The following is a 14120-nucleotide window of genomic DNA, read 5'->3' as shown; positions in this document are numbered from 1 at the left end:
GTGATGAGCTCGATCGATCGGCTTTGCCCACAGGATGTTTGACAGTACGTCGGCGAGCGGCGGGCGGGCCCTGCACGGGCTGCGGGCGGGCCGCCTGCGGGCTTGCGGGCTGCGGCGGACCCTCTGCGCCCGCCCGGGGTCACCAGACCTCGCCGTCGCGCCAGTCGCAGATCAGGGGCTCGGCCGTGTCCAGCGGGGTGCCGGTGACGGGCAGCACGTGGACCCAGCCGTCCGCGTCCGGTGTGCGGCGCACGCCCCGGTCGGGGGTCAGGACACAAGTGGGGCCCGGCCACGGCCGCCAGCCCCGGGCGGCGTAGAAGCCGACCGCCTCCTCGGTCGGGGCGAGCGCCCCGAGCCGGTACGCACCCCTGATCAGCCGCTCCGCCTCGGCCATCACGGCGGCCCCGTGGCCCCGCCCACGCCGGTCGGCGGACACCGCGACACCCTCCACGTATCCGGTGCGCAGCGCCCGCCCGCCGTTCAGCAGCCGGCGCTGCACCACCGAGGCGTGCCCGATCAGCCGCTCCCCCTCCCACGCCATGACGTGCATGCCGCCCACGGTGTGGTCCCAGTCGGCGTCCGTGAAGTCCCCGTCGGGGTGCCCGGCGAACGCCGCGTCCAGCAACTCGCGCACCGCCCGCAGCCGCTGGACGCCCAGCCCGGCGGTGTGCTCGGACTCGATCCGGACGCCGGTCATGCGCCGGGGCACCCCTTCTGTTGTCGTTCTGTTGTCGTGCTGCTGCCGTGCTGCTGCCGTCGTGTCGGCTTCTGTTGTCGTCCTGCCCGCCGCTCGCCGTCCGCGGTCAGCTCGCCGCCGCCGCGTCCACCTCCTGGGCCTTCAGGGCGCGCTCCACGCCCGCGCGGCTCTCGACGACCAGGCGGCGCAGCGCCGGCACGGGCTCGGCCTCTGCCAGCCAGGCGTCGGTGGCATCGAGGGTGGCCTGCGAGACCTGGAGCGTCGGGTACAGGCCGACCACGATCTGCTGGGCCATCTCGTGGCTGCGGGTCTCCCAGACCCGCTTGACCTCGGCGAAGTACCGCTCGGCGTACGGCGCCAGCAGCTCGCCCTGATCGGCCTGGGTGAAGCCGCCGATCACCGCGTCCTGCACCGCGTTCGGCAACTTGTCGTCCTCCACCACCGACGCCCACACCGCCGACTTGGCCTCGGCGGTGGGCCGGGCCGCCCTGGCCGCCGCCGCGTGCTGCTCGCCGGCCGAGGTGGGGTCGCGCTTCAGCTCGGCCTCGATCTCCTCCTCGCCGGCCCGGCCGGTCGCGGCGAGCCGGTTCAGCAGCGTCCAGCGCAGGTCGGTGTCCACGGCCAGCCCCTCGTACGACACCGAGCCGTCCAGCAGGCCGGTCAGGACGTCGAGCTGCTCGGGGGTGCGGGCGACGGTCGCGAACGCGCGGGCCCAGGCGAGCTGGTGGTCGCTGCCGGGGGCCGCGGCCCGCAGGTGCTCCAGGGTCGCCTCGGTCCAGCGGGCCAGGCCGGTCTCCCGCCAGGCCGGCGCCGCGTAAAGGTCCAGCGCCAGCTTGACCTGGCGGTGCAGGGACTGCACGACGCCGATGTCGGTCTCCTTGGCGATGCCGTGCAGCACCAGCTCCAGGTAGTCGCGGGCGGCCACCTCGCCGTCTCGGGTCATGTCCCAGGCCGCGGCCCACACCAGGGCGCGCGGCAGCGACTCGGTGAAGTCGCCCAGGTGGTCGCGGACGAAGGCGAGGGACTGCTCGTCGAGCCGGACCTTGGCGTAGGACAGGTCGTCGTCGTTGAGCAGGATCACGTCGGGGCGGCGGGTACCCGCGTCGAGCGGCACCTGGGTGAGCTCGCCGTCGATGTCCAGCTCGATCCGCTGCGTGCGGGCCAGCTTGCCGTCCCTCAGGTCGTACAGGCCCACCGCGATGCGGTGCGGGCGCAGCACCGCCTGGCCCTTGGCGCCGGCCGGCAGGTCGGGGGCCTCCTGGCGCACGGCGAGCGAGGTGAGGGTGCCGTCGGGGGCGACGGTCGGCTCGGGGCGCAGGACGTTGATGCCGGCCGTCTCCAGCCAGGCCTTGGACCACGTCTTCAGGTCGCGGCCCGAGGTCTCCTCAAGGGCGCCCAGCAGGTCGGTCAGCCGGGTGTTGCCCCAGGCGTGCCGCTTGAAGTACGCCTGCACGCCCGCGAAGAACTCGTCCATCCCCACGTATGCCACGAGCTGCTTGAGCACCGAGGCGCCCTTGGCGTAGGTGATGCCGTCGAAGTTGACCAGGACGTCGTCGAGGTCCTTGATCTCGGCCATGATCGGGTGGGTGGACGGCAACTGGTCCTGCCGGTAGGCCCAGGTCTTCATGGAGTTGGCGAAGGAGGTCCACGCGTGCGGCCACTTCGAGCCCGGCGCGTGGGCCTGGCAGGCGATGGAGGTGTACGTGGCGAACGACTCGTTCAGCCACAGGTCGTTCCACCATTCCATGGTGACCAGGTCGCCGAACCACATGTGGGCCAGCTCGTGCAGGATCGTCTCGGCCCGCAGCTCGTAGGCGGCGTCGGTCACCTTGGAGCGGAAGACGTACTGGTCGCGGATGGTGACGGCGCCCGCGTTCTCCATCGCGCCGGCGTTGAACTCCGGGACGAAGAGCTGGTCGTACTTGGCGAACGGATAGGGGAAGGCGAACTTCTCCTCGAACCAGTCGAAGCCCTGCCGGGTGACGTCGAAGATCGCCTCGGCGTCCAGGTGCTCGGCCAGGGAGGGCCGGCAGTAGACGCCCAGCGGCACGCTGCGGCCCTCGCCGTCCTCCCAGCTGCTGTGCACGGAGGTGTACGGGCCCGCGATCAGCGCGGTCACGTACGTGGAGATGCGCGGGGTGGGCTCGAACACCCACACGCCCTCGGCGGTGGGCTCGGGCGTGGGCGAGTTGGACACGACCGTCCAGCCGGCCGGGGCCTTCACCGTGAAGGCGAAGACGGCCTTCAGGTCGGGCTGCTCGAAGCTGGCGAAGACGCGGCGGGCGTCGGGCACCTCGAACTGGGTGTAGAGGTACGCCTGCTTGTCCACGGGGTCGACGAAGCGGTGCAGGCCCTCGCCGGTGTTGGTGTAGGCGCAGTCCGCGACCACCAGCAGTTCGTTGGCCCCCGCGCGCAGGTCCGGCAGGGCGATCCGCGAGTCCGCGAAGACCTCGGCCGGGTCCAGCGGCTCACCGTTGAGCACCACCTCGTGCACGGTGGGCGCCACCAGGTCGATGAAGGTCGAGGCGCCCTCGCGCGCGGCCTCGAACCGAACCGTCGTGCGCGACCGGTACGTGCCGCCGTCCTGCGCGCCGCTGAGATCCAGCTCGACCGCATAGCTGTCCACGGTGAGCAGGCGCGCGCGCTCCTGCGCCTCCTCGCGCGTCAGGTTCGTACCAGCCACGGTGGCCACTCCTTCTCCGTCGTCCAGGACGTGTTCCCGCCCAGGACGCCCATCCTCGCACGATCATCGCTCCCCCCGCGGGCCCCCTGTGGACAACTCGGGAGGCCGCGCAGCGGTGACGGACAGTGATCGGACGGGATATACACGAAGGCCCGGCGACGGCAAGCTTCTCACCCTCCGGAGAAAGCCGTTTGTGTACACATGAGTCACTTGGTACCATCAAAGCATGACGCAGATGCCCATCGAGTCCATCCGCGATGTCCGCGCGCATCTGGCCGAGGTCGTCGATCGTGCCGACCGTGACGATCAGCCCACCGTCATCACTCGCCGGGGCAAGGAAGTCGCCGCAGTGGTGTCGATCGACGTTCTGCGCAAGTACCAGCAGTGGGAAGAGCGCGAGATCAACCGCATCATCGACGAGCGGATGGCGGACCGGTCCCCCGGCGTTCCGATCGAGGACGTCATGAAGGAGACGCTGGCGCGCAGTGAGTGAGTACCGCACCGTCTTCCGGCCCGAGGCCCAGGCCGAGCTCCGGAAGGTCCCCCGGGACACAGCACTCCGCATCCTCGCCAAGCTGACAGAACTGGAGAGCGACCCTCTCGGATTCAATACCACCGCCCTTGTGTCCCAGCCGGAGCGGCGTCGTCTGCGCGTCGGCGACTACCGGGTCATCTACACCATCGACAACGGCGAGTTGGTCGTGTGGGTCGTGCACGTCGGGCACCGGTCCAGCGTCTACGGCTCCTGAAAGGCACCTACCCGCCGCGGGGGAGGTTCGGGCACGGCATCCAGCCCGATCGACAGCCAGGTGCGCCGTACCAACCGACGAGAGTGCCCCCGACTGGCGAATCCGCTGGTCAGGGGCACTATCAACAAACACGAAGGCCCGGGTCTCAGGCTGATATGCCGTCGATCCGGGCCAAGGCGTCGTCCGCGCCGAAAGGCTGCAGGTATGGCAGCCAGCGCGGGTCCCTATGCCCGGTCCCGATGATCCGCCAGGCGAGGCCGGACGGCGGGGCGGGTTGATGGCGCAGCCGCCAGCCGAGTTCCGCCACATGGCGGTCGGCCTTGACGTGGTTGCACCTTCTGCAGGCGGCCACCACGTTGTCCCAGGCGTGCTGCCCGCCGCGGCTGCGCGGAATGACGTGGTCGACGCTGGTTGCGGCGGCTCCGCAGTACGCGCACTTGCCTCCGTCGCGGGCGAACAGTGCTCGGCGGGTCAGCGGCACGGTGCCCCGGAAGGGCACACGCACGAATTTGGTGAGTTTGACGACACTCGGCGCCGGCAGCGCCTTTGTCTCGCTGTGCAGGTAGGCGCCGGATTCCTCCAGGCACACGGCCTTGTTGTTGAGCACGAGGACGAGCGCGCGGCGGAGCGGTACGACGCCGAGCGGCTCGTACGACGCGTTCAGGACCAGGACATGCGGCACGGATGCCTCCTTTAACGCCGGCGGCGCGTGGCTCGCGCCGGGACGATCTGTCTCAGTCTCTCCGGAAGGCGGGGCACGGCGCCACCATGCCCGGGTAACGGACCGAGGGTGTTTTGGACCACACGTCCGCTCCGGCGGGACCTCACATCCCTTACATCCCCAGCTTTCCGGCGTTCCGCGCCTCGGGGACGGCAACGAGACGGCATCGGTCGCCCGTTAGATTGGAGGTTCGGTACACCGACGGAGGTCCCTCTCTTGCCCACCGCGACGTCCCTGGCCGCCGCGCCCGCCATCCACCACGTGCCCGTCCGTCACGTGTCCGGGCACCACCTGGCCGCGCACCCCTCCCGGCACACGCTGGCCCTGCCGCACTCCGCGGCCCAGGCGAGCAGCTGGGTGGACGACAACTGGGCGAACTGGCTGGCGGCGGGCCTGCGCATCCTGCTGATCGTGGTCATCGCCCTGGTGCTCCGCAACGTGGTGCGCCGGACCATCACCCGGCTGATCGACCGGATGAACCGGGGCGCCGAGGCCGCCGCCGGCACGACACTGGGCGGTCTGCTGGTCAACGCCGAGCGGCGCAAGCAGCGCAGCGCGGCGATCGGGTCCGTGCTGCGCAGCGTGGCGTCGTTCCTGATCCTGGGCACGGCCGCGCTGACCGTGCTGTCCGTCCTCAAGATCAACCTGGCGCCGCTGCTGGCCAGCGCCGGTGTCGCGGGAGTGGCGATCGGCTTCGGCGCCCGCAACCTGGTGACGGACTTCCTGTCCGGCGTGTTCATGATCCTGGAGGACCAGTACGGGGTCGGCGACGTCATCGACGCCGGAGTGGCCACCGGCACGGTCATCGAGGTCGGGCTGCGGGTGACGAAGCTGCGCGGCGCGGGCGGCGAGATCTGGTACGTGCGCAACGGCGAGGTCAAGCGGATCGGCAACCTCAGCCAGGGCTGGGCGACCGCGGTGGTGGACGTCCAGGTCGGCGCCGGGGAGGACCTGGAGCGGGCCCGCCGGGTGATAGCGACGACCGCGGACGACCTGGCGAAGAGCGACCCGTGGGACGAGAAGCTCTGGGAGCCGGTGAAGGTGCTCGGCCTGGAGTCGGTGAGCCCGGAGTTCGTGGTGATCCAGGCGCAGGCCAAGACGATGCCGGGCGAGGCCGCCGAGGTGGCCCGCGAGCTGCGCTGGCGCATCAAGCGGGCCTTCGACGAGGAGGGCATCCAGATCACCGGCGGCGCCCCCGTCGCGTCGGCGACGGACCCGGCCGAGGCGGCCTCCGCGCTCCCCTCCCCGGCTCAGGCAACCTGCCCGCCCGCCTCCGCGGCCCAGGAGTCCCCCTCCGCGCCGGAGGCCCAAGCGCTCGCCGCGCCCGCCCAGGACGTTCCCGGCCCGGCGACGCGCCCCGTCCCCCCGCCCGCGAGCGGGGAGCGCTGAGACCGCCCGCCGGTTCGCGCCCGCCCCCCGCGCGCGGGACCTTGACGGCCCCGCGCGGGGGGCCTACCGTTCGTTCCATCATTAGGAAACTTTCCTAACAGTGCCAGTGAACGGAGGGAGGACGGCGCGCATGACCGGCACCCCCGGAACGCCGCGCGTCCTCGGCACCCCCGGAACGCCGCGCCTCCTTCGCGCCATGAACGACCGCGCCGCGCTCGACCTCCTGCTGGAGCACGGCACGCTCTCCCGTACCCGGATCGGCAAGCTCACCGGCCTGTCCAAGCCCACCGCCTCCCAGTTGCTGGCCCGGCTGGAGGCAGCCGGACTGGTGCTGGCCACGGGTACCACCACGGGCCGTCCCGGCCCGAACGCCCAGCTCTACTCGGTCAACCCGGCGGCCGCTCACGTCGCCGGGCTCGACGTCACCACCGAGCGGATCAGGGCCGCCGTCGCGGACGTCACCGGCCGCACGGTCGGCTCCTTCACGCTGCCCACCCCGCGCCACCGGGCCGGCAGCGCCGTGGAGCAGGTGGTCCGGGCGCTGGACGGGGCGGTGGAGGCGGCCGGACTGAGCCGGTCCGACCTGCACCGGGTGGTGATCGGCACGCCGGGCGCGTTCGACCCCGGCACCGGCCGGCTGCGGTACGCCCGCCACCTTCCCGGCTGGCACTCCCCCTCGCTGCTGGACGAGCTGGCCGCCACCTTGCCGATGCCGCTGGTGTACGACAACGACGTGAACCTCGTCGCGGTCGCCGAGCAGCGCGTCGGGGCCGCCCGCGGGCACGACGACTTCGTCCTGCTGTGGAACGAGGAGGGCATCGGCGCCGCCATCGTCATCGGCGGCCGGCTGCACCGCGGCCGGACCGGCGGCGCCGGCGAGGTCGGCTTCCTGCCGGTGCCCGGCACGGCCCTGGTCCGCGACGTCGCCAAGGCCAACAACGGCGGCTTCCAGGAGCTGGTCGGCTGCAACGCCGTGCTGCGCGTCGCCCGCGAGCTGGGCATCGACCCGCCCGGGGGCACCTGGGCCGAGTCCGCCGCGGCCCTGCTGGCCACCGCGAGGCAGCGGTACGAGAGCGCCGGGAGGGACGCCACGGAAGGGGGCGCCGGGCAGGAGGCCGCCGCGGGCCGGGACGGCCGCGCCGGGGACGCGGACCCGTACCTCGAACTGCTGGCCCGTTGCGCCACGGGGCACGCCATCGGCCTGGCCTCCATGGTGGCCGTGCTCGACCCCGGGCTGATCGTGCTGTCCGGCGACGTCACCATGGCCGGCGGCGAACCGCTGCGCGCCCTGATCCAGTCCGAGCTGGCCGAACTCGCCGTCCCCCGCCCCCGCCTGGTGCTCGGCGCCGTCCAGGCCCACCCCGTCCTCAGCGGTGCGCTCGAAAGCGCCCTCGCCACCACCCGCGACGAGGTGTTCGACACCTCGCGCTGACCAAGGGCCTTCGTCGAAGGCGTGACCATGACGGGAGTCAAGGGATGAAACTGGCGGTCGTGGGCGGCGGGTCGACGTACACCCCCGAACTCGTCGACGGGTTCGCGCGGTTGCGCGACTCGCTGCCGGTGGAGGAGCTGGTGCTGATCGATCCGGCGGCGGGCCGGCTGGACCTGGTCGGGGGGCTGGCCCGGCGGATCTTCGCCAGGCAGGGGCACCCCGGCCGGATCACCACCACCGGCGACCTGGAGGCGGGCGCGGCCGGCGCCGACGCGGTGCTGATCCAGCTCCGCGTCGGCGGGCAGGCCGCCCGCGAGGAGGACGAGACCTGGCCGCTGGAGTGCGGCTGCGTGGGCCAGGAGACCACCGGCGCCGGCGGACTGGCCAAGGCGCTGCGCACGGTGCCGGTCGTGCTGGACATCGCCGAGCGGGTACGGCGGGTCGCGCCCGGGGCCTGGATCATCGACTTCACCAACCCGGTGGGCATCGTCACCCGGGCGCTGCTGGGGGCCGGCCACAAGGCGGTCGGCCTGTGCAACGTCGCGATCGGCTTCCAGCGCAAGTTCGCCGCCCTGCTGGACGCGCCCCCCGAGCGGGTGCACCTGGACCACGTCGGCCTCAACCACCTGACCTGGGAGCGCGGGGTGCGGCTCGGCGGCCCCGGCGGCGAGGACGTCCTGCCCGCCCTGCTCGCCGAGCACGGCGACGCGATCGCCGCCGACCTGCGCATGCCGCGGCAGATCGTGGACCGGCTCGGCGTGGTCCCCTCGTACTACCTGCGGTACTACTACACGCACGACGAGGTGGTGCGGGAGCTGCGCACCAAGCCGTCGCGGGCCGCCGAGGTGGCGGCGATGGAGAGGCGGCTGCTGGAGATGTACGGCGACCCGAAGCTCGACGAGAAGCCGGCGCTGCTGGCCGAGCGGGGAGGCGCCTTCTACTCCGAGGCGGCCGTCGCCCTGGCCTCCTCGCTGCTGCGCGCCGGGTCCTCCTCGTCGGGCGGCGACGTGCAGGTCGTCAACACGTACAACAACGGCACCCTGCCCTTCCTCCCCGACGACGCCGTGATCGAGGTGCCGGCCGTGGTGGACACGGGCGGGGCCTCGCCGCTGCCGGTGCCGCCGCTGGAGCCGCTGTACGCGGGGCTGGTCGCCCAGGTGTCCGCGTACGAGGACCTGGCGCTGGAGGCCGCCCTGCGCGGCGGACGGGACCGGGTGTTCAAGGCCCTGCTGTCCCACCCGCTGATCGGGCAGTACGAGTACGCCGAGGCCCTGACCGACCGTCTCGTCGCGCACAACCGGCAGCACTTGGCGTGGGCGTGACCCTCCCCGGGGGCCCTCCGCCCCGGTCCCCGCGGCCGCTCGTCCCCGGTGGCGTCCTCGCCGTCGACGCGGGCAACAGCAAGACCGACGTGGCGCTGGTCGCCGCCGACGGGACGGTGCTCGGCGCCGCCCGCGGCGGCGGGTTCCAGCCGCCCGTCGTCGGGGTCGAGGCGGCAGTGTCGGCCCTCGCGCGGATCGTGGAGCGCGCGGCGGCCGACGCGGGCCTGCCCGCCGCCCGAGCCGCGGCCGCCGGGGAGCCGGCGGCCGCACCGCTGGCCGAGCACACCTCGGCCTGCCTGGCCAACGCGGACCTGCCGGTCGAGGAGGAGCGGCTCCAGGCAGCCGTGCACGCGCGCGGCTGGGCGAACTCCACCCGCGTGGCCAACGACACCTTCGCGATCCTGCGGGCCGGCGTCGACGCCCCGCGGGGCGTGGCGGTGGTCTGCGGCGCGGGCATCAACTGCGTGGGGATGCTGCCGGACGGCCGCACCGCCCGCTTCCCCGCGCTGGGCAGGCTCTCCGGCGACTGGGGCGGCGGGGCGGGACTCGCCGAGGAGGCCCTGTGGTACGCCGCCCGCGCCGAGGACGGCCGCGGCGCTCCCACCGCCCTGGCCGCCGCGCTGCCCGCGCACTTCGGCCTGACCAGCATGTACGCGCTGATCGAGGCGCTGCACCTGGGGACGGTCCCGGGGCACCGCAGGTACGAGCTGACACCCGTGCTGTTCGCGACCGCCGCCGCCGGCGACCCGGTCGCCCGTTCCCTGCTCGACCGCCAGGCCGAGGAGATCGCCGCCATGGCGGTCGTGGCGCTCGGCCGCCTCGGCCTGCTGGAGGAGGAGGCGGACGTCGTCCTGGGCGGCGGCGTCATGGCGGCCCGCGACCCGTACCTCATGGCGCGGCTGACCGAACGCCTCGCCACCCGCGCCCCCATGGCCCGCACCCATGTGGTGACGGCGCCTCCCGTGCTGGGCGCGGGTCTGCTCGGCCTCGACCGTCTGGCGGCCCCGCCGGGGGCATTGGAGAGGCTGCGGGCCCACTACGCGTGAACGGGGCGCGCCCGCGAGCGGATCCGGTCCCCCGCTGCCGGGCCGCGGGCCGGGGCGCGGAACCGAAAGGCGCGCGGGGGCGTGGAATCGTGCAGACGGCGGCAGCCATACTGCTGGGTGACCCCGCGCACGTCGGAGGTCCGGGGCTGGGGGAGGGTATGTGACGCACACGCCGACGAGGGCGGGGCGGCCGGAGGCGAACACGCCGCCGGGACCGGGGACGCGGCCCGGCCGGAACCGCCGCGGACCGTGGCGGGAGACCTCGGACCGGGTCCGGGGCGCGGCCGGCACCGAGCCGGGCCGGCTGCGGATCATCGGCGCCGTACTGGCCGTCCTGGTCGTGGCCTTCGGGGCCGTCACGGCGTGGCAGGTCACCGACCGCTCGGACGCGGCCGGCAACGTGCTGCACCACAGCGGTCCGCTGAGCTCGGACGCCGCCGAGATATACCGCTCGCTGGCGGACGCCGACGCGACCGTCACCGGAGGCTTCCTGGTCGGCGGCGAGGAGCCCGCGAAGGTCACCGACCGCTACGAGACCGACATCAAGCGGGCGGCCCGCCTCATCACCGAGGCCGCCGCCAGCAGCCGGGGCGCGGCCGCCGACACCACGGCCCTGTCCCACCTGAGCGAGCAGCTCCCGTACTACACGCGGCTGGTGGCCACCGCGCAGGCCGACAACCGGCTGGGCTTCCCGCTCGGCGGCGCCTACCTGCGGTACGCCAACCAGCAGATGCGCCAGAAGGGCGGCCTGCTGGACTCCGCCGACACGCTGTACCGGGCGGAGACCCGGCGGCTCGACCACGACTACGCCAGGGCGAAGGCGCTGCCGTGGGGCGCCTGGGTGCTGGGCGTGCTCGCGCTGGCCGTCCTGGCGTGGGCCCAGCGGCGGCACTACCGGCGCACCAACCGGGTGTTCAACCAGGGCATGCTCGCCGCGACCGCGGCGGCCTCGGTGGTGCTGGTGTGGCTGCTGACCGCGCACATGGTGGCCCGCGGCGACCTCGGCGACTCGTACGCGCACGGCGCCAAGTCCATGCGGGTGCTCAACAACGCGCGGATCGCGGTGCTCCAGGCCCGCGGCGACGAGAACCTGACGCTGGTGGCCCGTGGATCCGGCGACAGCTACGACGCCAGTTTCGTCAAGGGCATGCAGACGCTGGCCGGTACCGATCCCAAGGGCGTCGGCGGCGAGATGGCCCAGGCCCTCGCGCTCGCCGACACCGACGCGGGCCGCGCCCCGGTGAAGGACGCGATCAAGGGCGTCCAGACCTGGCGGGCCCGCCACGCCGACGAGCGCCGCAGCGACAACGGCGGCGACTACACCACGGCCGTCGCCCACGTGATCGGCGGCAAGGACGCGGCCGGCGACACCGTCACCGAGACCACCGGCCAGTGCTTCGACAAGGTCGACCAGGACCTGGAGAAGGCCGTCGCCCAGGAGCAGTCCGAGTTCACCTCGGCCGCCAGGAGCGGGCACGGCGCCTTGTCGCTGCTCGCCTTCGGCGCCGGGCTGCTGGCGGTCCTCGCCGCGGCCGGCGCGGTGCTGGGCATCGGCCGCCGCCTGTCGGAATACCGGTGAGCGGTATGGGAACCACTTCGGCGACGGGGTCCGGCGCGCGGCCGGACCCGGGACCGGCACCAGGCGCGGCGAGCGCGGACGGGAGACGTACGGTGGGCGGCGCGGGGCGCGGCTGGGGCGGCGTGCTGACGATGGCGGCGGCCTGCGCGCTGGCGGTGACCGCCGTCCTGGTGCCGATCACCCCGGGCGGCGGGGACGCGAGGGCGGTGGCGGCCGGTCCGCCGGGCCCCCTGGCGCACGCCCGGTCCGCCCTCGCGCAGGACGACGACTGCGCGGCGAGCCCGAGCCCGGCCTCCGGCACCACGGACGGCGCCGCCGTCGAACGCATCAAGGCCCGCGGCCGGCTGCTGGTCGGCGTCGACCAGAACAGCTACCTGTGGGGCTACCGCGACCCGTCCACCGGCGTCCTGGCCGGCTTCGACATCGACATCGTCAAGGCGATCGCCCGGGACATCCTCGGCGACGCCTCCAAGGTGCAGTACCTGACGGTGCCCACCGACCAGCGCATCCAGGCGATCAAGCAGCGCAAGGTGGACCTGGTGGTGCGGACGATGACCATCAACTGCGCCCGGGCCGGCCAGGTCGCCTTCTCCGTCCCGTACTTCACCGCGGGCCAGCAGATCCTCGCGCCCAAGGACTCGCCCGTCACCGGTTTCGACGACAGCCTCAAGGGCCGTACGGTGTGCACGGCGGACACCTCGACCGGCCAGGCCACGCTCGAACACGACCGGCACGGCGCTCACGTCATGACCGTGCCCAACCAGCTGGACTGCCTGGTCAGGCTGCAACTCGGCCAGGCCGACGCGGTGTTCACCGACAACGCGCTGGCCGCCGGACAGGCCGCCCAGGACCCCGCGGTGCGCCTGGTCGGACATCCGGTCACCAGCGAGCCGTACGGTGTGGCCGTGAACCTGGACGACCAGGATCTGGTACGCAGGGTCAACGAGGTGCTCGCGCGGTACGAATCGGGCGGCGCGGGCAGCGAGTGGATGCGGTCGTACGACACGTGGCTCGCCAAGGACCTGCCGGGGATCACCGGGCCGCCGCCTCCGGTGTACCGGTGACCTCGGGGAGGCAGGCGAAGGCGACGGCCCGCGGCGCGCGGAACGCGGAACGCGGTACGCACAGGAAGAGGGTGTGATGGCGGTCGCGGGACCATCCGGACCGGTGATGGGCCGAGAGGAAGTCGACCGTGCGCTGGCCCGGCTCGGGGCCGAGCACGAGGCGGTCGAGTCCTCCCTTCTGGCGCTCCAGGACCACTCAGGCCGCAGGCTGCTGGAGGGCGCCGAGCTGACCGGCGTCACCAAGGAGCGGTGGGCGCGCACGGACGCGGCGATCTCGGCGCTGTGGACGCACTTCGAGGCGTACACCGACGCGCTGGGCGCCGCCCGCGAACTGCGCGCGCGGCGCCGCTGGCCCTCGCAGACCGAACTGGCCCGGCTCACCGAGCTGCTGCGCGGCGAGGGGGTGACCGTAACCGGCGCCGCGGTGCCGGACCACGCCCGCTCGCTGACCGGCCCGGCCCGGCTGACCGAGCGGCTCAGCCTGGAGCAGCTGCTCACCCGTATGAACACCTGGTACGACCAGGCCATGGAGACGGTGGCCGCCGCCGACTCGGTCTGGTCGGCGCTGCCCGCCCGGATAGACCTGCTGGCCGCCGAGACCCAGCGGGTGCGGTCGCTGGCCCACTCGGTGGGCGTGCGGCCCGGCTCCCACCCGGCCGGGGACGAGCTGGAGCGGCTCGTCGCGGACCTCGCGGACCTGCGGTCCCGCACCGTTTGCGACCCGCTCGCGTTCTGGCAGCCGGTGCCCGCTCCGGGCCGCCCGGACACCTCGCCCTACGAGGAGGCCGGCCGCCGCCTGGAGGAGATCCGCCGCGAGGTGGAGGCGGTGCTGCACGTCAGGGACGACGCCGAGCACCGGCTGACCCGGCTGCGCGACGTGCTCTCCCGGGCCGACCGCACCCTCACCGAGGCGCGCGGCGCCCGCGTGGAGGTGCTCTCCAAGATCCTCGCCTCGGACGTGCCCGCGGTCAGCGGTCCCGCCTCGGCCCTGCACGAACAGCTCGCGCTCGCCGAGGAGCTGGCCAGGGACGCGCACTGGCACCGGCTCTCCCCGCTGCTCGACGGCCTGGAGCAGGCCGCCGACGAGGAACTGCTGCGCGCCCGCGACTCGCTGACCGCGGTGACCGCGCCGCTCGCGGTGCGCGCCGAACTGCGCGGCCGGCTCGACGCGTACCGGGCCAAGGTGGCCAGGCTCGGCATGGCCGAGGACCCCGTGCTGATCGAGCGGTACGACCAGGCGCGGCGGCTGCTGTGGAGCGCGCCGTGCGACCTGGCCGCCGCGGAGCGCGCCGTACGCCGCTACCAGCAGGCCGTGGCCGACCTCGGCAGCGCCCCGCGCACCCCCACCGACCGCCAGGAACGCGCATGACCGGGGCCCGCGACCGGTCCCGCGCCGGCAGCGGCCGGGGGCGCGGCGAACCGTACGGGGTCCCTGCGG

The 14120-nt window shown here is 73.7% G+C and carries 12 protein-coding genes; 9 read left to right on the top strand and 3 right to left on the bottom strand.

Features of this window, described 5'->3' with window-relative positions; all coding sequences use genetic code 11:
• Positions 1-139: 139 nt before the first annotated feature.
• Both K7G61_RS01225 and pepN read right to left on the bottom strand, forming a co-directional pair.
• Positions 140-697: a GNAT family N-acetyltransferase gene (locus K7G61_RS01225; RefSeq protein ID WP_225844579.1), complete on the bottom strand. Its 558-nt coding sequence runs from the start codon at positions 695-697 to the stop codon at positions 140-142.
• Between the two features lie 106 nt (positions 698-803).
• Entirely contained in the window at positions 804-3380 is a 2577-nt protein-coding gene (pepN, locus tag K7G61_RS01220) for an aminopeptidase N (protein WP_225844578.1), read from the bottom strand.
• Positions 3381-3606: 226 nt separating this feature from the next.
• Between pepN and K7G61_RS01215 the strand changes: the two genes are divergently transcribed.
• The gene (locus tag K7G61_RS01215; RefSeq protein ID WP_225844577.1) at positions 3607-3873 is read left to right on the top strand and encodes a type II toxin-antitoxin system Phd/YefM family antitoxin; all 267 of its coding nucleotides are present in this window, start codon (positions 3607-3609) and stop codon (positions 3871-3873) included.
• Positions 3866-4129 (top strand): type II toxin-antitoxin system RelE/ParE family toxin, encoded by a 264-nt coding sequence (locus K7G61_RS01210; protein WP_225844576.1) that lies wholly within the window; start codon positions 3866-3868, stop codon positions 4127-4129. Before K7G61_RS01215 ends, K7G61_RS01210 begins: the two co-directional genes overlap by 8 nt.
• Positions 4130-4274: 145 nt before the next feature.
• On the opposite strand, the gene K7G61_RS01205 is transcribed toward K7G61_RS01210, so the two are convergent.
• Positions 4275-4811, bottom strand: coding sequence for an HNH endonuclease (locus K7G61_RS01205; protein WP_225844575.1), 537 nt, complete (start codon positions 4809-4811; stop codon positions 4275-4277).
• 330 nt (positions 4812-5141) lie between these two features.
• Here K7G61_RS01205 and K7G61_RS01200 point away from each other — a divergent pair, with 330 nt between their 5' ends.
• The 7 genes from K7G61_RS01200 to K7G61_RS01170 all read left to right on the top strand — a co-directional run bounded on the left by K7G61_RS01200 (position 5142) and on the right by K7G61_RS01170 (position 14051).
• Positions 5142-6239, top strand: a complete 1098-nt coding sequence (locus tag K7G61_RS01200; protein ID WP_225844834.1) for a mechanosensitive ion channel family protein — start codon at positions 5142-5144, stop codon at positions 6237-6239.
• A 130-nt stretch (positions 6240-6369) separates the two neighbouring features.
• On the top strand, positions 6370-7671 hold the full coding sequence (locus K7G61_RS01195; protein WP_225844574.1) for an ROK family transcriptional regulator: 1302 nt from the start codon (positions 6370-6372) through the stop codon (positions 7669-7671).
• 44 nt (positions 7672-7715) lie between these two features.
• Positions 7716-8993 (top strand): 6-phospho-beta-glucosidase, encoded by a 1278-nt coding sequence (locus tag K7G61_RS01190; RefSeq protein ID WP_225844573.1) that lies wholly within the window; start codon positions 7716-7718, stop codon positions 8991-8993.
• Positions 8990-10039 carry a BadF/BadG/BcrA/BcrD ATPase family protein gene (locus K7G61_RS01185; RefSeq protein ID WP_225844572.1) on the top strand — a complete coding sequence of 350 codons (1050 nt, stop codon included), beginning with the start codon at positions 8990-8992 and terminating at the stop codon, positions 10037-10039. Before K7G61_RS01190 ends, K7G61_RS01185 begins: the two co-directional genes overlap by 4 nt.
• 160 nt (positions 10040-10199) lie before the next feature.
• Positions 10200-11618, top strand: coding sequence for a hypothetical protein (locus tag K7G61_RS01180; protein WP_225844571.1), 1419 nt, complete (start codon positions 10200-10202; stop codon positions 11616-11618).
• 92 nt (positions 11619-11710) lie between these two features.
• Positions 11711-12682, top strand: coding sequence for a glutamate ABC transporter substrate-binding protein (locus K7G61_RS01175; RefSeq protein ID WP_225844570.1), 972 nt, complete (start codon positions 11711-11713; stop codon positions 12680-12682).
• Between the two features lie 76 nt (positions 12683-12758).
• A complete protein-coding gene (locus K7G61_RS01170; protein WP_225844569.1) occupies positions 12759-14051 on the top strand; it encodes a hypothetical protein in 1293 nt (430 codons plus the stop codon).
• Positions 14052-14120 lie beyond the last annotated feature (69 nt).

It is taken from the genome of Streptomyces sp. HPF1205 (genome assembly GCF_020400825.1).
Lineage (GTDB): Bacteria > Actinomycetota > Actinomycetes > Streptomycetales > Streptomycetaceae > Actinacidiphila.
Note: the sequence above shows the minus strand (reverse complement) of the source record. Positions and strands in the feature narration are given on the sequence as shown.